The following is a 19,655-nucleotide window of genomic DNA, read 5'->3' on the forward strand; positions in this document are numbered from 1 at the left end:
AACCCCTTGTCACACAGTGGGCTCCGGTGCTGTGCCACACCTCGACCCGGCGGTTGGTTGGAGCAGCAGCACGGACGGAACCCGCTCGGGGAACGCAAGACGGAGCAGCCCGTACCCGATCCCTGCCAGACCGGTCAGCAGGCCTGGAGACGGTACGTAGTTGGGCGTCCCGCACTGCGGTCCGTACTGCTCTACTGCCGCGAGCACCAGCCCGGCACGACGTCGTCGCGCCGCCTCTGTGGCCGGATACCCACGTGCGGCGAGCCACAGCAGTGGCTCCACCGCGCCGAGCTCGCCGTGGCACAGACTCAGGTCGGCGAGCACCGGACGTTCGGTTGCGGCTCTCACGTAGGTGTCGAGATCCGCGGGGACTCCTGCCGAGGCCCTGGCCAGGGCGGTGCCGGCATCGCCCCAGCACCACCCGTGGCCAGCTGGACCGTTCCGGCGGTCCAGATCGGCAGCCGCGCGCGCAGCATCGAGGTACCGGTCGCCGGGTACGCCGTACTGGCCGAGCGCCCACGCGATTCCCTGGAAGCCACGAGCGAAGCCATGGTCCGCTGCTACTCGGCCATGGAGGCCGCTTTCTACTGTGGCAACCAGGTGGTCGGCGTAGCGCTCGGCCAGCCGGCCGGCGGCCGGAAAGCCTTGTACTGCTTGCATCGCGGCCAGTCCGCCCGCCGCGCCATCGGCGTACGACGGGAACTCTGTGGGGTCGTGCACCAGCCGCTCACTGAGCTCCAGTGACGCGGCCAGCCAGTCGGTGAGGTCCTTGTCGTCGAGGAGCGCGGCCAGCCGGCTGAGGCCGTAGCTGAGGCCGCCGAGCCCGTGGAAGCCGGACGTGGCGCACTCCGGGTCCTCGGCGAGGGTCTCGAGCAGTCGGGGGATCGGCCGGATCGCGTCGCGAGCCAGCTCGCAGTACTTCTGTGCCCCGGTCAGTACGCCGATCTGCGCGAGGAACAGCGCCGTACCGGTGTAGCCGTTGGCCAGGCCGGCGCCCAGCTGGCGGACGGACCAGTGGCGGTCGTCGAGCAGCTCGAGGCCGAGCCAGTTCGCCGCGCCGCCGGGTTCGCTGACGACCTGCGCCATGGTCTCGTCGGCGATGTCCGCGGCCGCCGCCAGGAACTGCTCGGGGTCCGCCTCGCTGGTCCCGGCGTGCGGCCGGACCGCCGTACTGGCGTGGGTGATCGGCTCGGGCCGGATCGCGAGCGACGCGGAGATCAGCCAGGTCTGCCGGTGCTCGTCGATGTCGCCGAGGTTCGCGATCTTGGCCCGGACCGCGGCCAGGCCGTCGACGGCCAGGACGTCGGCGATCCGCGAACCGTCCGAGGCCCAGACGTCCCGGCTGTCGGGGCGCGTGGTGAACAGCGGTACGTCGCCGGCCCACAGGTCGGACAGCTCGAACGGGACGAACGCGTGCAGTGACTCGTCCGCGTCCCACAACGGATCCAGCAACTGACTCCGGCCGGCCGCGTCCTGCAGTACGTCGGGATGCGTCGCCTCGTCGAGCAGACCCGTGTAGAGACTGGTCGGCCGCGGTACGAAGCGGACCTGGTCGGAAGCGCACTGCGCCAGCAGCCCGTCCAGGTCGTCACGGCCACGGACGATCGCCTCGTACGCGGTCCGGAATCCCGTGAGTACGGCGTTCTCGTGCTCGTGCGGCTCGATCGCGGACCCGTTCAAGGACGGCCGGTTGACGGCCCGGTCCGTCCGGTCGGGACGGCGTACCAGGTGCATCGAGTCCAGGCCGGCGTCCGCCCAGTCCACCACGCTCCGGGACGCCAGCGCACTGGCGTCCGGCCCGCGGTAGACCGACTGCAGGAGCGCCCGGTACGCCGGGTCACTCGTCGACGCGACCTGGCTGGGGTGGAACAGTGTCTCCACGTCCACCAGCACCGGCTGGTCGCCTGCCGTGATCAGGTTCCCGAAGCGCAGGTTCGTGCCGTCCAGCACGTACAGCAACGCCAGCAGCGCGCCCTGGCGGTGGTAGAACCGCCGTACGCCGGACAGGTCCTCGCAAGGCTCGTCAACGACGAACTCGAGCCAGCCGTAGCCGTCACGGGGGAGAAGGCGCACTGTGCGGAGGCCGAGCGCGGTACGGGCGTTCAGCCAGTCGACGAAGGCGTTGAAGTGTTCTTGCAGCCCGAGCGGCCGGGGCTTGTAGACCAGGCGCTGCCCGCCCGCGAAGGTCAGGATCGCGGTCGACCGCCCGCCCTGGTGGGCATCGCCCGCAGGCTCGATCGCGACCAGTACGCCGGGGTCGCGGCCGTCGAACAGCCCGGCGACGAGGGCACCCCGGTCGTCGGCGAGCCGGGCCAGCAGCTCGAGGTGACCTTCGACACCCTGCCGGCACGATTCGCCCAGGACCCGGGCCAGGACCGGGTAAGTGGCCAGGAACTCCGCCAGCTCGCTTCCTCCGACTAGGTGGTCGGTGAAGTTGAGGAAACGTGCAGCGGAGGTGTCCCCGGCCAGCTCACCGCGGTCTCTGGCCCGGGCCAGCTCCCGGACGAGCGTCCGCGCCGCCAGCTGGACGAGCCGGAGGCCGAGACGCTGCAGGAACGCCTCGGCCAGTGCGCCGCTGTGGCCCGCCGCGGCCAGGTCCTGCCGGGCGGAGTCCAGCAGCGGCTGCAGGCAACGCATGAGCGCCTGCCGCCAGTCCGTGCCGGACCCACCCGCTGCCGCGGCCGCCCCACCTGATGTGTGGCCGCCGCCGGCACCGGTCCCTGCGGGGTCTCGACCGGCGGCAGGCGCGCTCGGTGGGAGGGAAGTACTGCGTTCCACGTACTCGGCCCAGGCCGGCGCCGACTGCGTCGGTGCGGTGCCCAGCTCCTGCGGCCGCAGGCCCGCCGACCACCAGGTGTTGCAGCGTTCGGTCCTGGTGGGCCGGGTGGTCGCGGAGTCGAGCACGCGCTCAGGCTGTCATCGCGGGCAGGGGCGGGGCATGGGTGATCAGCACCCATATTTAGGCGGGTGCGCCGCTCCGAACTTTGGGTGACGACTCCCCATGCGCGAGCCGGACCCGCGCTGTCACTGTGGGTGTGTGCTCACCACCGTCGCTCCCGGACTGCCCGTCTCGGCTCACTCTGTGTTGGACGTCGTACCGCAGCTGCCCGGTCAGTCGGCTGCGGCCGCGCTCCGGGAGACCGCGGAGGTGGCACTGGCTGCCGACAACCTCGGATACCGTCGCTTCTGGCTCGACGAGCAGCACGGTGTCCGAGGAGTCGGCGGCGCAGCACCCGCGGTGATCGCGGCGGTGCTGGCCGCGCGTACCGACCGGATCCGGCTGGGCGCCGGCGGGCTCCCACTGACCAACCACCGGCCGCTCGTCGTCGCGGAGCAGTTCGCCGCCCTCGCCGCGGCGTACCCGAGCCGCATCGACCTCGGCGTGGCCGTACTCGAACCTGATGCGCATGCGACGTTCCAGGAGCGGCTGGACGAGCTGTGCGGGTTGCTGCAGGACGGTACGCCGGGCGCAGGCTCAGGAGACGTACGGCTCGCGCTTGCCGGTCCACCGCCGCCCGTCTTCGTACTCGCGGATGACCCGGGTACTGCAGCGGCTGCCGCCGTACGCGGACTTCCGCTCTTCGTGGCGCACCACCGGGCGCCTGCGGTGACAGCTGCCGCTGTGGCGGCGTACCGGGAACAGTTTGAGTCGAACGGCCGGCCCTACCTCGCTCTCACGGTCGGTGTGGTGGCGGCTGACTCTGACGAGGAGGCTCTGGCCCGTTTTGCGGAGTACGTCCGCGTCAGCTCGCGGCTGGCCGCGGCTGGGCCGGATGCGTCGTCAGCCGAGCTGGTGGCGTTGCTGAGGCCTGCACTGACCGCTCCGGAGCGCGCCCTTGCCGAACGGTTGCGGGAGGATCCGGGTCATGTCGTCGGCTCCCGTACGACGGTGGCTAGCCGGCTGGGCACCCTGGTCGCCGAGACTGCGGCCGACGAGGTGATGCTCGTCCCACTGGCCTTCGACGGACTGATCCGGTCAGCGATCCTCCGCACCGTCGCGGCCGGCCTGACCAAGGTCGTTCGTACAGGCGGGAGGCCCTTGGCCGCCACGGCCTAATGTGGGTACACACCCATCGAAAGGCTGGCTCATGTCCCGAGAGCGCGAAGTCGTCGAGGCTTGTCCGACCGGGCTGTTCATCGGCGGAAAGTGGATCGCAGGCGGCAAGACCTTCGCCGTCGAGGACCCGGCCACCGGTACGACGCTTGTCGACGTGGCTGACGCGACTCCGGCCGACGGGAAGGCCGCGCTCGACGCGGCCGTCGCCGTACAGGAGGAGTGGGCCGCGACGCCGCCGCGGGAGCGCGGGGAGATCCTGCGCCGGACGTACGAGCTGATGACTGCGCAGGCCGACGACCTGGCGTTGCTGATGACGCTCGAGATGGGCAAGCCGGTTGCCGAGTCGAAGGGCGAGATCGCGTATGCGGCGGACTTCTTCCGGTGGTTCGCGGAGGAGGCGGTGCGGATCGACGGCGGCTATCAGATCGCGCCGAACGGTGCGAGTCGCTTCCTCGTGATGCGCCAGCCGGTCGGGCCGTGCCTGCTGATCACGCCATGGAACTTCCCGGCCGCGATGGGCGCCCGGAAGATCGGTCCGGCGGTCGCGGCCGGCTGCACGATGGTGATCAAACCGGCCGCGCAGACGCCGCTGTCGATGCTGAAGCTGGCCGAGCTGATGACCGAGGCGGGTCTCCCGGCGGGAGTGCTGAACGTCGTCACCACGCAGGACGCCGGCGGTGTGATGGAGCCGCTGATCCGCGACGGGCGGGCCCGGAAGTTGTCGTTCACCGGCTCGACACCGGTCGGCCGGAAGCTGCTCGAGCAGGCCTCCGGCCAGGTGTTGCGGACCAGCATGGAGCTGGGTGGGAACGCGCCGCTGCTGGTGTTCGAGGACGCCGACCTGGACAAGGCGGTCGACGGCGCGATGCTGGCCAAGATGCGCAACGGCGGCGAGGCCTGTACGGCGGCCAACCGGATCTACGTGCAGTCGTCGGTGATGGACGCGTTCGCGGCGAAGCTGACCGCCCGGATGTCCGCGCTGAAGGTCGGCCGGGGGACCGAGCCGGGTGTCGACGTCGGGCCGCTGATCGACGGGAAGCAACGCGACAAGGTGGCCGATCTGGTCGCCGATGCGATCGCCCGCGGCGCCCGGACGCTGACCGGCGGCTCGGTTGCCGAGGGCAACGGGTACTTCTACCGGCCGACGGTGCTGGCCGACGTACCGGAGACCGCGCGACTGCAGAAGGAGGAGATCTTCGGCCCGGTCGCACCGCTGACCCCCTTCGAGACCGAGGCCGACGCCGTACGGATGGCGAACGACACCGAGTTCGGCCTGGTCTCGTACCTCTTCACCGAGAACCTCAGCCGAGCCCTCCGCGTCTCCGAACGCCTGGAGGCCGGCATGATCGGCCTCAACCAAGGCATCGTCTCCAACCCCGCCGCCCCCTTCGGCGGCGTAAAACAATCCGGCCTCGGCCGCGAAGGCGGCACCGTAGGCATCGACGAGTACTTGGACATCAAGTACGTCGCAGTCAACGTCGACTGACGAGTTGGGTGACGGTGACGAGTTTGTAGCCGCGGGCTCGGAGTTCGCGGACTATGGGGCCTACGGCTTGGGCGGTGAAGGGGGCGTTGTCGCCGCCGTGCATGTGGAGGACGACTATTGAGCCGTTCTGGACGTGGTCCAGGACCTGCTTGATGATCGGCTGTGCCGACTTGGTGAACCCGTCTCCACCCGGCACGTCCCCGCCGACCGCGGTGACGCCGGCTGGTGCGAGTTCGTGCAGGGCGGTCGTGTCGTAGCAGTCACCGGGGAAGCGGAACCACCTGGTCGCGTGTGCATCCGCGCGGTCCAGCTCCACGATGGCCCGCCGAACGTCGGACAGCATCTGGCCGGGTGGCACTGTCCCCAGGCCGTAGCAGTTCTTGGTGAATCCGCGGTGATCGTACGTGTGCGTGCCCAGCTCGAAGAGCGGATCTGCTGCCAGCTCCTTGGTCACCTGCGGGTACTGCTCCATCCACATCCCAGTCAGGAACAGGGTGGCCGGAGCGTGCAGTGAACGAAGCTCCTCGATCAGTGCCTTGTTGTAGTACGACTTGACCGTCCCGGAGACCAACCGTCGCCGCATGAGAGCCGTGAGGTCCGCGTCGAACGTCAACGCGATCTCTTTCCGGTCCCGCGGCCCGTGGTCGAGCACAGGCATCACCTGAACGTTCATGGACGTACCAGGCTTCACCTGCACCGGTGCCAACGTCGGCCGCACCGGTTTCGCCGTACGGACCGGCTCAACAGGTGCCCGGGTCTGTGGCACCACGCCGGCCGACTGTTTGGCGTCACTGCACCCGACAAGCGTCAGTACCAGGGCTCCGACCGCAACACGCTTCCCCCAAGTCACCTGCTCACTCTACGGTGAGCGTCAGCCGCTGGATGCCCCAGTTGTCCGCATCCGGGCCCGGCGGGAACCACACGTCGACAATGTCGTCCTTGATCCAGCTCCCGATGTCAGCCGCGTAGCAGTGCCCGTAGCCGGGAACGTACAGCCGCGTACCCCACGGAATGTTCCGCGCATCCACCGCACAGATCCCAGTCCCCGCGTTGTACCCGAGCGCCGTCTGAGCAACGTCGTTGTACGCCGACACCCGATACGTCAGCGTCGTACCAGCGGGGAGCCGGTACGCCGCCAGGTGGTTCGAGGAGTCCAACCGGTACGACGTACTGATCTGGCCGATCGACGACGCGGCCGTGTCCTCGGACGACATCGCGTACACCTGGTAGTGCGCGCCGTCGCACGGGCTCGCGTCCGTGACCTGCAGCGTCGGCTGACCCCAGTCGCTGATCCACTGCAGGGCCTGCCCGTTCCGGAACGCCCGGTACGCCTTCGCGCCCGGTACCCGGTCGAACGTGAACGTGACCTTCCCGTCCGCCCCGAGACCACCCGTGATCCCACCGGGCGCCGGCAGCCGGCCGCTGACGTCGTACGACGGTGCCGTGGTCCCGTTGCCGTGACCGCCGGACACCGGCCGGTCGGGGATCGGACCGGTGTAGAAGTGCTGGCAAGCCGGTAGAGAAGCAGCCGGAGCAGCAACAAGAGAGCTGAAGCTCAACAAGGCAGCGGCAAGAAGATGCATGATGACAAGACCTCCGAGGTGGGGCGGGACCTAGGGGTTTCACCCACCAGTAACGGTCCCGCCGCACCTTTAGTCAAGGTCTTGACGTAAATCAGTTCAGCAGATCGTTTGCCGACCGCAGCACCGGTACGGCGACCTGCTCCGGAGCGCTCGCACCGGTCACGTGGAACGTGTGGCTCTCGCCCGCGGACAGCGTGACGAGGCACGAGTCCACCCGCGCGCCCGCGTCGAGGCGGTCGGGGAACAGCGCCAGGTCCTTCGCCAGCGCGGTCGCGGTCACCGTCACGTCGTATCCACTGCCGGTCGGCGTGACCGCGGCGGTGTAGGCGTCGGCGGCGAGCTGCAGTTCGGTGTCCTCGACGAAGTACCAGTACGCCGTCTCGCCGTCGCCCGCTCGCACCTCGACGTACTCCTCCGAGGGCTTGCCCGCAACGGTCACCGACTCGGGAAGCTCGTTGACGACCGCGGACCGCGCCGCGATCTCGATCGCGAAGGTCTCCTGTGCCAGCACGTCCGCGCCGGTGGTCGACCGCCGGCGGACCGTGATCTCCGTCGTCCAGGGCGAGTCGGTGTCGTTGTGCGCGGCAACGACCAGCCCGTCCTCGCGCGGCTGCACGGTGAGCAGCCGGTCGGCGTACACACGCTTCAACGCGTACCACAACGGCTTCCGGATGCCGTGACCGTCGACGGCAGCCCACGAGACGACCGGCCAGTTGTCGTTCAGCTGCCAGACCACCGCGCCGGTGTTCAACGGGAACAGCGACCGGAAGTGCTCGATGCCGTAGGCAACCGCCCGCGCCTGGTTGAGCTGCGTCGTCCAGTGCCAGTCGTCGATGTTCTTCCACACCGGCAGGTGATCCCCGAGCCCACGCTCCAGCTTGAGGTTGCCCTCAAAAGCCTTTTGGTGCACGAGCATCTGCGAGCCGTAAGGATCGAGCGGTACGTCGTGCACGACCGACGTCAGCGTCGACCACGCCGGCGGCCCCTGGAACCCGAACTCGGAAACGAAACGCGGCTTGTACTTGCGGTACGTGGTGTAGTCGACCTGGTTCCACACGTCCCAGATGTGCATGGTGCCGTGCCGGTCGTCGTTCGGGTGGATGAACTGGTCGAACGAGTACGGGCTGCCCGCCGAGTACGGCGTCCGCGGATCGAGCTCCGCCACGATGCGCGGCAGCAGGTCCAGGTAGTACCCGGCGCCCCACGGCCGGCCGGCGAGCGGGACCCGCCAGCTCCACTCGACGTACCCCCAGATGTTCTCGTTGTTGCCGTTCCAGACCGCGAGGCTCGCGTGCTTGCTCAGCCGGGTGACGGCCTCCCGCGCCTCGGCCTCGACCTCGCTCCGGAGCGGCTCGTCCTCGGAGTACGCCGCGCACGCGAACAGGAAGTCCTGCCAGACCAGGATGCCCAGCTCGTCGCAGACGTCGTAGAACTCCTCGCTCTCGTAGATCCCGCCGCCCCAGACGCGGAGCAGGTTCATGCCCGCGCCGACCGCGTCCTCGATCGAGGTGCGGTACGTCGATGCGTCCAGCCGGGTGACGAAGGCGTTGTCCGGAATCCAGTTCGCGCCGCGGACGTAGATCGGCTTGCCGTTCACCGACAGCACGAACGGGGTCCCGTCGTTGTCCGGGGCGACGTTCACGGTGATGTTCCGGAACCCGACCCGGCCGTGCCAGTCGTCCTCGTTCAGCGTCACGGTCACGTCGTACAGCGGCTGCTCGCCGTGGCCACGCGGCCACCAGACGTCGACCGCGGAGACCGTGTTCAGAAGCTCGGCAGTCTCGGTTCCGGGGGTGACCGTGACGGACTGCTGCGTGCCGCCGACCTCGACAGTCACGGTAGCGTCGGCCGCACCTTCTGCCCAGGCCAACGAAACGAACGTCTTGAGTACGCCGTCGGTGCCCTCCACCTGCGCCAGCGGGCGGACCGCGGAGATGCGGACCCCGGACCAGGACTCGATCCGGATCGGCCGCCAGATGCCCGCGGTCGCGACGTCTGGCCCCCAGTCCCAGCCGAAGTTCGAGGCCATCTTGCGCAGCTCGTTGTACGGGTGCAGGTTGGTGTGCGGCCAGTTGCCGCGCTTCTCCCGCTCCGCCTCGGCCGCCGTCACCGGGCCCTCGAACTCGATCACCAGCTCGTTGTCCCCGGCAACCAGTACGCCGGTCACGTCGAACCGGTACGACCGATGCTGGTTCGCCGTCCGGTCCAGCTCCTGCCCGTTCAGCGTGACGGTCGCGACCGTGTCGAGGCCGTCGGCCACCAGCTCCTGCCGGTCGTTGCCGTCGGCAACCCAGGAGAATCTGCTCGTGTAGCTCCACCGGGTCCGGCCGATCCAGTGCAGCTTCGACTCGTTGTCGCCGTCGAACGGGTCCGGGATCTCGCCGGCCGCGAGCAGATCGGTGTGCACCTCACCGGGCACGGTGGCGGCCACCGCGCGGCCGATCAGGCCGTCGGGCGCCGGGCCCTCGACCGCGTGCACGGTCCAGGCGGCACCGCCGGCGGTGGTCAGGTCGAGGGTCTTGAGCGATGTCACAGTGAGGCTCCAGGGGAGATGAACCGGTTTAGTGAAACTGCACTGCTCCCCCTGCAGAACAAGGGGGAGCAGCTCAGTCGAGAACGTACTGGCGCCAGAGATCGGCGAGCGCCCGATGGCCGGCCGGCGACGGATGGACGCCGTCACCCGCCAGTGCGGCCGGTCCGGTGGACGCGGCCTGCTGGTTGAGTTCGACGTCGGTCGGCACCAGGATCGCGCCGTACTCGACCGCGAGCTTCCGGACCACCTCGAGCTTCGGGTCGAGGTCCTCGCGCCATTCCTGCTGCCCGTCCTTCACCGGCAGCAGGAACGGTTCCATCAGGACGACCGGGCAGGACAGCGGATCGAGCAGCGACCGGTACGACGCCTCGAAGGACTCCGGTGTCGTCGGGTCGTTCTCGTCGTACCGCCGCCAGGTGTCGTTGATCCCGATCAGGATCGACACCAGCGCCGGGTCGTTGGCCAGCACGTCGTCGGCCCACCGGGCGGCCAGCTCGACCGCCCGGTTGCCGCTGATGCCGGCGTTGACGACCGTCGGCCGGTTGGCGCCGAAGTCGTCGTACAGATTGCGGACGTACCCGTCACCGAGTCCGGAAGGGTCGGTACGGCGGCCGCAGTCGGTCACCGAGTCCCCGGCGAACACCACGGTCCGCCGGGGGTCCAGAACGATGGTCACAGGGTCGCCGCCGTCACGTCCCAGTCGTCCGGGAGGATCGGCGCCACCTCGACGGTGCTCTGCACGTCGACGAACGCGCCGGTGTCGATCGAGTCGGTGATCGAGGCCATCACGTCGACGATGTGGAACGCCAGCGCCCCGGTCGCCCGGTGCGGCCGGCCGGCCCGGATGGCGCGCGCCATCTCGAGTACGCCGGTACCGCGCTGCGCGACCGCCTTCGTCTCCGCGATGGTCTCCCAGTCCTCGGCGCCGCGACGGCGGATCTTGATCGCACCGTCGAACCCGTTCGGGTCCGGTACGGCGAGCGTCGCCTCCGCGCCGGTGATCTCGACGAACCCGCCCCGCGACAGCGGCGAGTCGAAGCTGAAGATGCTCTGCGACGACTGGCCGGACTCGAAGCGAGCGATCGTGCTGACGTGCGTCGGCACGGTCACGTCGAAGTCGGTCCCCGCCAGCGGACCGGATCCGATCGTACGCTTCTCCTTCGACTTCGAGCCGATCCCCGCGACCGCGGCGACCGGACCGAGCAGCTGCACCAGCGTGGTCAGGTAGTACGGACCGATGTCCCAGAGCGGGCCCGCGCCCTCCTGGAACAGGAACGCCGGGTTCGGGTGCCAGGACTCCGGGCCGGGCGACTGGAACAGCGTCAGCGCGGTCAGCGGCGTACCGATGTCACCGCGCTCGATGATCCGCCGGGACTCCTGCAGCCCCGGGCCGAGGATGGTGTCCGGCGCGCAGCCGAGCCGGACGCCCGCGTCCTTCGCCGTGGCCAGCAGCTTGAGGCCGCTGTCCTGGTCCAGGGAGAACGGCTTCTCGCTCCACACGTGCTTGCCGGCGGCAACGGCTGCGAGGGCCACCTCGACGTGAGCGACCGGGATGGTCAGGTTGACCACGATCTCGACGTCGGGGTTGTCCAGCACCACCTCGGGGCCCCCGTGGGCCTCGATGCCGTACTCCTTGGCCTTCGCCTCGGCCGCCTCCGGGCGCAGGTCGCCGATCGCGACGACCTTCAGGTCCGGGAAGCTCTGCATGCTCTTGATGTAGGCGTCGGAGATCACTCCGGCGCCGATCACACCTACGCCGACCGCGGTCATTCAGGTGCACCCTCTCCGGTGAGGAAGGCGTACGAGCCCTCGACCGCGTCGAAGATCTCGCCGGTGAAGTCGTCCAGTTCGACGACCCGCAGGGCCTGCGGCGCCGCGGCCAGGATGTCCCGGACCGCGATGGTGCCGTCGCCGACCGCGACCTGCGCCTTGTTGTTCAGCGTCCCGTCGCCGTCCTTGACGTGGATCGCGGTGACCCGCTCGCCGAACTTCTTCAGCAGCGCCGGTACGTCGGCACCGCCGACCGCGGCCCAGTACGTGTCGACCTCGAGGATCACGTTGTCGGCGAGGCTGTCGGCCAGGATCTCCAGGCCGTGCGCACCACCGATCTTCGCCTCGAGCTCGAACTGGTGGTTGTGGTAGCCGACCGTGATGCCGTGGTCGGCGGCCTCGGCGGCGGCCTTGTTCAGCCCGTCGGCGATCTCCTTGATGCCGTCGGCCGTCTGCCAGCGCGCCGGGTCGGTGTGCGGGTCGATCACCGTGGTGATGCCGAGCCGCTGCGCCGCCGCGTAGATCGGGGCGCTGTCCTCGCGGAGCAGGCCGGCGTGCGTGGTCGGGGCCGAGAGACCGTGCTTGGGCAGCGCCTCGGCGAGGCGATCGGCGAAGGCCGTCACCCCGAAGGGCTCGACCTTGGTGTAGCCGATCTCCGCGATCCGGGCCAGGGTGCCGTCGAAGTCTTCCTCGAGCTTGCCCCGGACCGTGTACAGCTGGAGGGACAGGTGGTCCTTTGCGACCATGGTTTCTCCTTGTCGGCGGCGCGTCGCCCGCTGCCCTGGGGGTTTGCGCCGTCTGATAAGCCGAACCGGTTAAGTAACGAAGGAAACCGTATCCCACGGCGGCCCGTCCACACCACCCTCCGCCCAACGACTGGGCGGTCACCTGAGAGCTTCCCCAGAGGATGGGGTTTGATCAAATGATCACCTGCTGTGGTTGCTTGATGACAGAGAGTCCGATCGGCGCGCACACTGGAGGTCTGGACCGGTTCGTCCGGGCGCCCGGTGAGGAGGGTGTCGTGGCTCATGTGACGATCAAGGAGATCGCGCGCAGGTGCGGGGTCTCGCAAGGGGCGGTGTCGTACGCCCTGAACAACCGGCCCGGCGTCTCCGCGGCCACCCGGGCCCGGGTGCTGCGGGTCGCCGCCGAGCTGGAGTGGGTGCCGAACACGGCCGCCCGGCAGCTGTCCGCGGCGCGCAGCGAGACGTTCGGGCTGGTGCTCGCGCGGACCCCGCAGACGCTCGTCGAGGAGCCGTACTTCATGGGCTTTGTCGGCGGCGTCGAGTCGGTCCTCGCGGAGCACTCGTACGCGCTGTCCCTGCAGGTGGTGGCCGACCTCGGCGCGGAGCTCGCGACGTACCGGAAATGGGCCGCCGAACGGCGCGTGGACGGCGTGATCGTGGTCGATCCGCGGGTCGGCGACCCGCGGATCCCGGTACTGCGCAAACTCGGGCTGCCGGCCGTCCTGGTCGGGGATCCGGCGCTGGCGGACGGGATGCCGTGCGTGTGGACGGACAGTACGGCGGCGATGACCGCGGCGCTCGACCACGTCGCGTCGCTCGGGCACACGGTGATCGCGCGGATCGCCGGACCGCCCGAGTTCGGCGACGTGTGGATCCGCGACCAGGCCTTCGGCACCGCCGTACGCCGGCTCGGCCTGACCGCGGTCACGCGGCACACCGACTACTCGGCGGCGGCCGGAGCCGACGCGACCCGGGAGGTACTGGCCGGCCGGCCGACCGCGATCGTCTACGACAACGACCTGATGGCGGTCGCCGGACTCGCGGTCGTGCAGGCACTCGGCCTGCACATCCCGGACGACGTCACGCTGGTCGCCTGGGACGACTCGACGCTGTGCCGGATCACCCACCCGACACTGACCGCCCTCAGCCACAACGTCGTCGGCTACGGCGCCGAGGTCGCACGCCGCCTGTTCGACGTACTGGCCGGCACCCAGCCGCAGGCACACCTCTACTCGACGCCCCTCCTGATCATCCGCGAGAGCTCGGCGCGGTGCAGGGCGTGACGGTGACCGGTACGCCGTTGACCGCGGCGGTGCCGGCCGTCGGATCGATGAGCGCGCTGTCGGTGATGTCGTTGATGCTCGGGCCGGCGACCTGATTCGCAACGGTCAGCCGGGCGCCGTCGCGGTTGTGGCCGAAGCCGTGGGGCAGGCTGACCACGCCGGGCATGATGTCGTTGCTGGCGGCAACTTCTACGGAGATCGAGCCGGCGGCTGAGGTGATCGTGACGAGCTGGCCGTCGGTCAGGTCGCGGTCGGCGAGGTCGTGTGGGTGCATCAGCAGGTGGTGCCGGGGCCGGCCCTTCACCAGGCGGGCGGAGTTGTGCATCCAGGAGTTGTTGTTCCGCAGGTGGCGGCGGCCGATCAGCAGCAGCTCGTCCGCGGACAACGGCTGCAGCGCGTCCAGCCGCGGGAGGTCGTCGAGGATCATCCGCTGCGCGAGATCGATCCGCTTCGAGGTCTTGTGCAGTGCTCCGGGCAACGCGGGTTGCAACGGGCCGAGGTCGATCCCGCCCGGCGAGCGGCGCAGCTTGCCGACCGACAACCGGTAAGGGCCGATCCGCAGCCCGGCGTCGACGATCCAGCGCGGCGGGACCCGTAGCCGTGCCGTCGCCTCGGCACGACGCCGGCTCCACGGAGTACGTCGTACCAGCGCGAGCCCGAGGTCGCGGAAGATCTCCCAGTCGTGCCGCGCCGCCGCGGGCTTCGGGAGGACGGCGTCGTTCCAGCGGGCCGTGTTCCGGACCGCGAGCTGGTGGAAGACGAGGTCGTAGTGGTCGCGCTCGAGCGGCGGCGCCGGCGGGAGGATGACGTCGGCGTGCCGGGTCGTCTCGTTGATGTACGGATCGACCGCGACCATGAAGTCCAGCGACCCGAGCGCCTCGTCCAGCCGGCGCCCGTCCGGGGTCGACAGCACCGGGTTGCCGGCCACCGTCACCATGGCCCGGATCTGCCCGTCGCCTGGTGTCAGGATCTCCTCGGCCATCGTCGATACCGGCAGCTCGCCGCCGAACTCGGGCAGCCCGCGGACCCGGCTCTTCCACACGCCGACGTGCCCGCGGCCGAGGCCGAGCAGCGTGTTCACCGCCGGCCGCGGGAACATCGTGCCGCCCGGCCGGTCGAGGTTCCCGGTGATGATGTTGAGCACCTGGATCGCCCACTGGCAGATCGCCCCGAACTGCTGCGTCGACACCCCGACCCGCCCGTAGCAGGCGGCCCGTTCGGCCGTCCCGAACTCGGTCGCCACCCGCTGGATCACCGCGGCCGGGATGCCGGTGATCGCGGCGCTGCGTTCCGGCGTCCACTTCTCCACCGCGGCCTCGACCGTCGCCAGGCCGTCGACGTACGCCGCGGGCCGCGCGAATCCCTGCGCGATCACCTCGTGGACCAAAGCCAGCAGGAATGCCGCGTCGGTGCCCGGACGGACGAAATGGTGTTCGTCGGAAACCGCCGCGGTCTCGGTTCGGCGCGGGTCGACGACGACCACCTTTCCGCCGCGTTTCCGCAATTCCTTCAGGCGTTTCCCGAAACCCGGCGCGGTCATCATGCTGCCGTTCGACGCGAGCGGATTCGCGCCGAGCATCAACAGGTACGACGTACGGTCGATGTCCGGGACGGGGACCATCAACTGGTGCCCGTAGAGCAGGTACGACGACAGCATCTGCGGCAGCTGGTCGATCGACGTCGCGCTGAACTTGTTCCGGGTCCGCAGCTGCCGGACCATCGTCGGCATGTGGGTGAGCGCGCCGAGACTGTGCACGTTCGGGTTGCCCAGGTAGACGCCGACGGCGTTCCGTCCGTGCTCGCGCTGGATCCCGGTCAGCCGCTCGGCGATCAGCTCGTACGCCGCGTCCCAGCCGATCGGCTGCCACCCGTCGGCGGTCCGGCGTACCGGCGTCGTCAACCGGTCCGGGTCCTCCTGGAGGTCGCGGAGCGCGACCGCCTTCGGGCAGATGTGACCGCGGGACAGCGGATCCGCCTCGTCGCCGCGGATGTCGGTGACCCGGCCGTCCTCGACCGTCACCAGCACACCGCAGATCGCTTCGCACAGGTTGCAGGACGTCCGCCGTACGGTCATCCATTCAAACTACCCTCGGGTAGCCGCGGCCGCTACGAGTCGAAGCGTGCCTCGTCGAGCCGGCCGAGGATCGCGTCCACGGTCTCGCCGACCGACAGGTCCGAGTTGTCCAGCCACAACCCGCGCCGCGGACTGAACGCGTGCAGTTCGTAGTCGAGCTCGTCGACCAGGTGATGCGCCCCGCCGAGCCGGCTGGAGATCACCTCCGGCCGCGGCGTCAGGACGACGAGGTACCGCGGCCTGGTCCGGATCCCGTCCAGGAACTCGCGCAGCAACTCGCCGATCACCACGTCCTGCAGTACGACGGTGAACCCGGCGCGCGCGTACTCGTCGGCGGCCAGGCAGGCCAGCCGGTAGCGCAGCTGCAACTGGCGCTGCGCCGTGATCACGTCGTCGGCCATCGAGGCCTGCCCACTCACGATCATCCGCCGGAAAACGTCCCCCCGCAGATGCACGCCGTACTGGAACCTCTCGGCGAGCATCTGGGACACCGACGACTTCCCCGCCGCCATGATTCCGCTGACGACGATCACCCCCTCGGACTCCATGCGGCGATCGTGCCACGTGCCGCCGCGGTTCAGGCCCGGCGATCGGCGATTCTTGTCGAAAACAAGGGGGATCAGGCCAGCAGTGACTCGATGTGGTGCCGCATCAACTGACGGACACGAGTCGGTGTGGTCCGTTCGGGCTGGATCGCCGCGTGCAGGGCGAGCCCGTCGAGCAGGGCGTGCAACCGCTCGACCTCACGGCGTACGTCGAGACCGTCCTGCAGGAAACCCTCGTCCGCCAGCGCGCGGATCAGCGACGTGCACAGTTCGCGGAGCTGGTTGTGCACGTTCTCGGTATGGGTGTGCAGTGTGCCCGCGCCGGTCTCGGCCTGGGCCTGCGCCATGAACGCGAGCCAGATGTCGAACTCCGCGCGCCGCTCCTCGTCCAGCGGCAGCACCTCCTCGAGGTAGCGCAGCACGATGTTCGGCACGCTGCCCTTCGGCGCGATCGCGCCGATCCGCTCGGTCACCCGGCGCGACACCAGGTCCATCGCGAAGCTGAGCAGCCCGTCCTGGTCGGGGAAGTAGTAGCGCACCGCGCCCGCGGACCAGCCGGCCTCGGCCGCGATCGTGCGCACCGACGCGGCCCGGATCCCGTCCCGGCGGACCACCCGCCAGAGCGCTTCGGCGATCTCCTCGCGGCGGGCGGCGTGGTCGACCATCTTCGGCATGGAATCCTTTTTAGCACACCTGTGTTAGTCTCGTTGACAACACAGTCGTACTGAAAAAAATCTCGGGAGGGGAAGACCGTGCTGCTCGCAGTGATCGCCGCGTGTGAGATCGGCTTCTGGGTGTTGCTCGCCGCCGGCCTGGTGACGCGGTACCTGTTGCGGCTGCGGCGGACCGGGATGGTGCTGCTCGCCGCCGTACCGCTGGTCGACGTGGTGCTGCTGGTCGCGAGCGTCGTGGACATCCACCGCGGTGCGGCGCCGTCGTTCAAGCACTCGCTGGCCGCGATCTTCGTCGGCGTCAGTGTCGGCTTCGGCCACCAGACGCTGAAGTGGGCGGACAAGTGGGCGGCGCACTTCATGGCGGGTGCGCCGCGGCCGCCGAAGTTGCCGAAGAAGGGACCGGAGCGCGCGCGGCACGAACGCGCCGGCTGGCTGCGGCACCTGATCTCGTACGTCGTCGGCGTCGGCATCATGCTGCTCCTCGGCCTGCTCTCCGGCCGCGGCTGGGACGCCCTGCTCGGGCCGGCCGGACCGTGGACGCTGGTGCTGGTGATCGACGCGATCGTGTCGTTCAGCTACTCGTTCGGCCGCACCGAGGAAAAGCAGTCGGTCTGACCTCCACGGTTCGCGCGGTCACTCGTCGTACATTTCCGGCATGACAACGGTTGGGCGGATCTGGGCTGCGGTGACCGGGCTGATCGTCGTGCTGGGGATCGTCATCCAGCTGCTCGTCACCGCGAACGGGCACGAGGGGTTCTTCCCGGACAACCCGGAGCGCGTCTTCAACGTGTTCGCGTACTTCACCATCCAGTCGAACCTGCTGCTCGGCGGTACGGCGCTGACGCTCGCGGCGCAGCCGGACCGCCCGGAAAGCACGCTGTTCCGGACGCTGCGGCTGAACGGCGTGCTCTGTATCGCGGTCACCGGCATCGTCTACCACGCGGTGCTCGCCGGCCTGGGCGAGCTGCACGGGTGGGCGGAGGTCGCGAACTTCCTGCTGCACACCGCCGCCCCGGTGGCCGGCGTACTGGGCTGGTTGCTGTTCGGCCCGCGCGGCACGATCGACTGGCGGATCGTCGGCTGGTCGGTCGTGTACCCGCTGCTCTGGCTGGTGTTCACGCTGGTCCGCGGCGCGTTCGTGCACTTCTACCCGTACCCGTTCGTCGACGTCGACGAGCACGGGTACGGACGGGTACTGCTGAACTGTCTGCTGGTGGCGGTACTGTTCCTGGCTCTGGCGGCCGGGGCGAACGCCCTCGACGGCCGCCTGCACCGGAAGAGAACCGTCGAAAGGTAGACCCGTGCTGGTGACCTCGCGCTCGTACGCCGAGTACGAAGCGATGTTCGACCTGAAGGAACTCCCCGACTCCGTGCTCGACTGCTGCGCGGGAGGCGCCGGCTTCACCGCCGAGGCCGCGGCCCGCGGGGTGGACGCGATCGCCGCCGATCCGGCGTACGAGCTGGATCATCCCGAGCTCGTCGACAGCGTCCGGAAGAGCCTGCCGGCGACGTCCGGGATCGTGGACGAGCACCAGGGGAGTTTCGTCTGGCACTGGTACGGATCACCGGAGCGGAAGGACCAGTACCGGATCGAGGCCGCCGACCGGTTCCTGCAGGACGTCGCGGCGGCGCCGGAGCGGTACGTCGCCGCCGGGCTGCCGGAGCTGCCGTTCGGCGACCGCCGGTTCGAGCTGGTGCTCTGCTCGCACCTGCTGTTCACCTGGGCCGACAAGTACGACCGGGACTGGCACGAGGCCGCGTTGCGGGAGCTGATCCGGGTCAGCAATGCCGAGGTACGGATCTTCCCGCTGGTGCAGCAGGGTGCCGGCGAGCCGATCGGCTGGCTGCCGGAGCTGCTGGCGTCGCTCGAGGGCGTGACCTGCGAGATCCGCAAGGTCCCCTACGAGTTCCAGGCCGGCGCGAACGAGATGCTCGTGATCACGCGCGACTGACGCGGTTCCGGAGTGCCGGGCAGGCGGTGGGAGGACGGTCGACCTACCGCCCGCCCGGCATCACCGGGTGTCAGCGAAGGAACCGGCCGCAGACCGGCCACGGGGAGGCGCCGCGCTGCGAGTACAGCTTCTTCGCCCGCATCAGCTGCTCGGCGGCCGACGCGTTCGTCGGGTTGCCGGAGCCGCCGACGCTGCGCCACGTCTGCAGGTCGAACTGGAACAGGCCGTAGTAGCCGCCGGAGTTCACCGCGCGCGGGTTGCCGCTGGACTCACAGTTCGCGACCTTGGCCCAGGCGCCGCTGAGGTTCGCCTTGCCGCCGCCGTTGCTCGCCTGCGGGCGGTCCGCGGAACGGCTGGTCCGGTTCGAGTCGGACTTGTTCGTCTTCGAGTCGCCGGAGTCCGCCGAATTGTTCGAACGCTGCCGGGTTTCTGCCTTCGGGGTGACCCGGGGGGTCTGGTCCTCGGCGGCGGAGGGGGTGCCGTCGAGGGTCAGCGTCTGGCCGATCAGGATCAGGTTCGGGTCCTGAAGGTGGTTCAGGCGGGCCAGCTGGTGCCAGTCGGCGCCGTTGGCCTGGGCGATCTGCGAGAGCGTGTCGCCGGCCTTGACCGTGTAGTTGTCGGCCGCGAAGGCCGAGGCCGCTCCCACGGCGGTGATACCGGCTCCCAGACCGGCGATGGAGATGGTTCGGGCCACCCGGCGAGTGCTTCGCCGGGCGCGCGCATGTCGAGCCTTGGACATCAGAGAACTGCTCCTTGTTGATTGGGCATGGTGGAGCACACCAGGCCCCCCGTGCAGGGGTGGGGGCAATCGGACCCGTTTCACTGCAGGTAACAGGACAGCGTCCGAATGGTCACGCCCCGGTAACGGCGCGACCTGAGCCATCCTCGGTGAGGTTCTCCGGAAACGCAACCCCAGATCGGAATTTGGCCGAACTTTTTCCGTCCGCTGATG

General features: G+C 69.6%; 17 protein-coding genes. 6 read left to right on the forward strand and 11 right to left on the reverse strand.

Going from position 1 to position 19,655, the window contains the following annotated elements:
* Positions 1-9: 9 nt before the first annotated feature.
* A complete protein-coding gene (locus ACQHIV_RS33570; protein ID WP_427888084.1) occupies positions 10-2,904 on the reverse strand; it encodes a type 2 lanthipeptide synthetase LanM family protein in 2,895 nt (964 codons plus the stop codon).
* A gap of 178 nt (positions 2,905-3,082) precedes the next feature.
* Here ACQHIV_RS33570 and ACQHIV_RS33575 point away from each other — a divergent pair, with 178 nt between their 5' ends.
* The gene (locus tag ACQHIV_RS33575) at positions 3,083-4,057 is read left to right on the forward strand and encodes an MsnO8 family LLM class oxidoreductase (protein ID WP_427888086.1); all 975 of its coding nucleotides are present in this window, start codon (positions 3,083-3,085) and stop codon (positions 4,055-4,057) included.
* A gap of 31 nt (positions 4,058-4,088) precedes the next feature.
* Complete coding sequence (locus tag ACQHIV_RS33580) at positions 4,089-5,543, forward strand: NAD-dependent succinate-semialdehyde dehydrogenase (RefSeq protein ID WP_427888087.1); 1,455 nt, start codon at positions 4,089-4,091, stop codon at positions 5,541-5,543.
* On the opposite strand, the gene ACQHIV_RS33585 is transcribed toward ACQHIV_RS33580, so the two are convergent.
* From ACQHIV_RS33585 to ACQHIV_RS33610, 6 genes are all read right to left on the reverse strand, one after another.
* On the reverse strand, positions 5,530-6,393 hold the full coding sequence (locus tag ACQHIV_RS33585) for a polysaccharide deacetylase family protein (protein ID WP_427888089.1): 864 nt from the start codon (positions 6,391-6,393) through the stop codon (positions 5,530-5,532). The two genes, ACQHIV_RS33580 and ACQHIV_RS33585, sit on opposite strands and share 14 nt — an antisense overlap.
* 4 nt (positions 6,394-6,397) lie before the next feature.
* The gene (locus ACQHIV_RS33590; protein WP_427888091.1) at positions 6,398-7,126 is read right to left on the reverse strand and encodes a 3D domain-containing protein; all 729 of its coding nucleotides are present in this window, start codon (positions 7,124-7,126) and stop codon (positions 6,398-6,400) included.
* A 91-nt stretch (positions 7,127-7,217) separates the two neighbouring features.
* Positions 7,218-9,659, reverse strand: coding sequence for a glycoside hydrolase family 2 protein (locus ACQHIV_RS33595; RefSeq protein WP_427888093.1), 2,442 nt, complete (start codon positions 9,657-9,659; stop codon positions 7,218-7,220).
* Positions 9,660-9,732: 73 nt separating this feature from the next.
* A complete protein-coding gene (locus ACQHIV_RS33600; protein ID WP_427888095.1) occupies positions 9,733-10,335 on the reverse strand; it encodes an SGNH/GDSL hydrolase family protein in 603 nt (200 codons plus the stop codon).
* A complete protein-coding gene (locus ACQHIV_RS33605; RefSeq protein ID WP_427888097.1) occupies positions 10,332-11,429 on the reverse strand; it encodes a Gfo/Idh/MocA family protein in 1,098 nt (365 codons plus the stop codon). The genes ACQHIV_RS33600 and ACQHIV_RS33605 overlap by 4 nt, the downstream gene beginning before the upstream one ends.
* Positions 11,426-12,175 (reverse strand): sugar phosphate isomerase/epimerase family protein, encoded by a 750-nt coding sequence (locus tag ACQHIV_RS33610; protein WP_427888099.1) that lies wholly within the window; start codon positions 12,173-12,175, stop codon positions 11,426-11,428. The genes ACQHIV_RS33605 and ACQHIV_RS33610 overlap by 4 nt, the downstream gene beginning before the upstream one ends.
* 200 nt (positions 12,176-12,375) lie before the next feature.
* Between ACQHIV_RS33610 and ACQHIV_RS33615 the strand changes: the two genes are divergently transcribed.
* Positions 12,376-13,458 (forward strand): LacI family DNA-binding transcriptional regulator, encoded by a 1,083-nt coding sequence (locus ACQHIV_RS33615; RefSeq protein WP_427888101.1) that lies wholly within the window; start codon positions 12,376-12,378, stop codon positions 13,456-13,458.
* Here the strand turns inward: ACQHIV_RS33615 and ACQHIV_RS33620 are convergent.
* From ACQHIV_RS33620 to ACQHIV_RS33630, 3 genes are all read right to left on the reverse strand, one after another.
* Complete coding sequence (locus ACQHIV_RS33620; RefSeq protein ID WP_427888102.1) at positions 13,424-15,532, reverse strand: molybdopterin-dependent oxidoreductase; 2,109 nt, start codon at positions 15,530-15,532, stop codon at positions 13,424-13,426. The genes ACQHIV_RS33615 and ACQHIV_RS33620 overlap by 35 nt on opposite strands.
* A gap of 32 nt (positions 15,533-15,564) precedes the next feature.
* Positions 15,565-16,080 carry an AAA family ATPase gene (locus ACQHIV_RS33625; protein WP_427888104.1) on the reverse strand — a complete coding sequence of 172 codons (516 nt, stop codon included), beginning with the start codon at positions 16,078-16,080 and terminating at the stop codon, positions 15,565-15,567.
* 71 nt (positions 16,081-16,151) lie between these two features.
* Entirely contained in the window at positions 16,152-16,751 is a 600-nt protein-coding gene (locus tag ACQHIV_RS33630) for a TetR/AcrR family transcriptional regulator (RefSeq protein WP_427888106.1), read from the reverse strand.
* Positions 16,752-16,829: 78 nt separating this feature from the next.
* On the opposite strand from ACQHIV_RS33630, the gene ACQHIV_RS33635 reads away from it, so the two are divergent.
* The 3 genes from ACQHIV_RS33635 to ACQHIV_RS33645 are packed head-to-tail and all read left to right on the forward strand — an operon-like array spanning position 16,830 to position 18,703.
* Positions 16,830-17,366, forward strand: a complete 537-nt coding sequence (locus ACQHIV_RS33635; RefSeq protein WP_427888108.1) for a 2TM domain-containing protein — start codon at positions 16,830-16,832, stop codon at positions 17,364-17,366.
* A gap of 40 nt (positions 17,367-17,406) precedes the next feature.
* Entirely contained in the window at positions 17,407-18,048 is a 642-nt protein-coding gene (locus ACQHIV_RS33640) for a Pr6Pr family membrane protein (protein ID WP_427888109.1), read from the forward strand.
* 4 nt (positions 18,049-18,052) lie between these two features.
* Complete coding sequence (locus ACQHIV_RS33645; RefSeq protein ID WP_427888111.1) at positions 18,053-18,703, forward strand: class I SAM-dependent methyltransferase; 651 nt, start codon at positions 18,053-18,055, stop codon at positions 18,701-18,703.
* Between the two features lie 70 nt (positions 18,704-18,773).
* Here ACQHIV_RS33645 and ACQHIV_RS33650 read toward each other — a convergent pair whose 3' ends face one another.
* Complete coding sequence (locus tag ACQHIV_RS33650) at positions 18,774-19,397, reverse strand: transglycosylase family protein (protein WP_427888113.1); 624 nt, start codon at positions 19,395-19,397, stop codon at positions 18,774-18,776.
* Between the last annotated feature and the right edge of the window lie 258 nt (positions 19,398-19,655).

Origin of the sequence: Kribbella polygonati, assembly GCF_050320105.1 — a bacterium.
Classification (GTDB): Bacteria; Actinomycetota; Actinomycetes; order Propionibacteriales; family Kribbellaceae; genus Kribbella.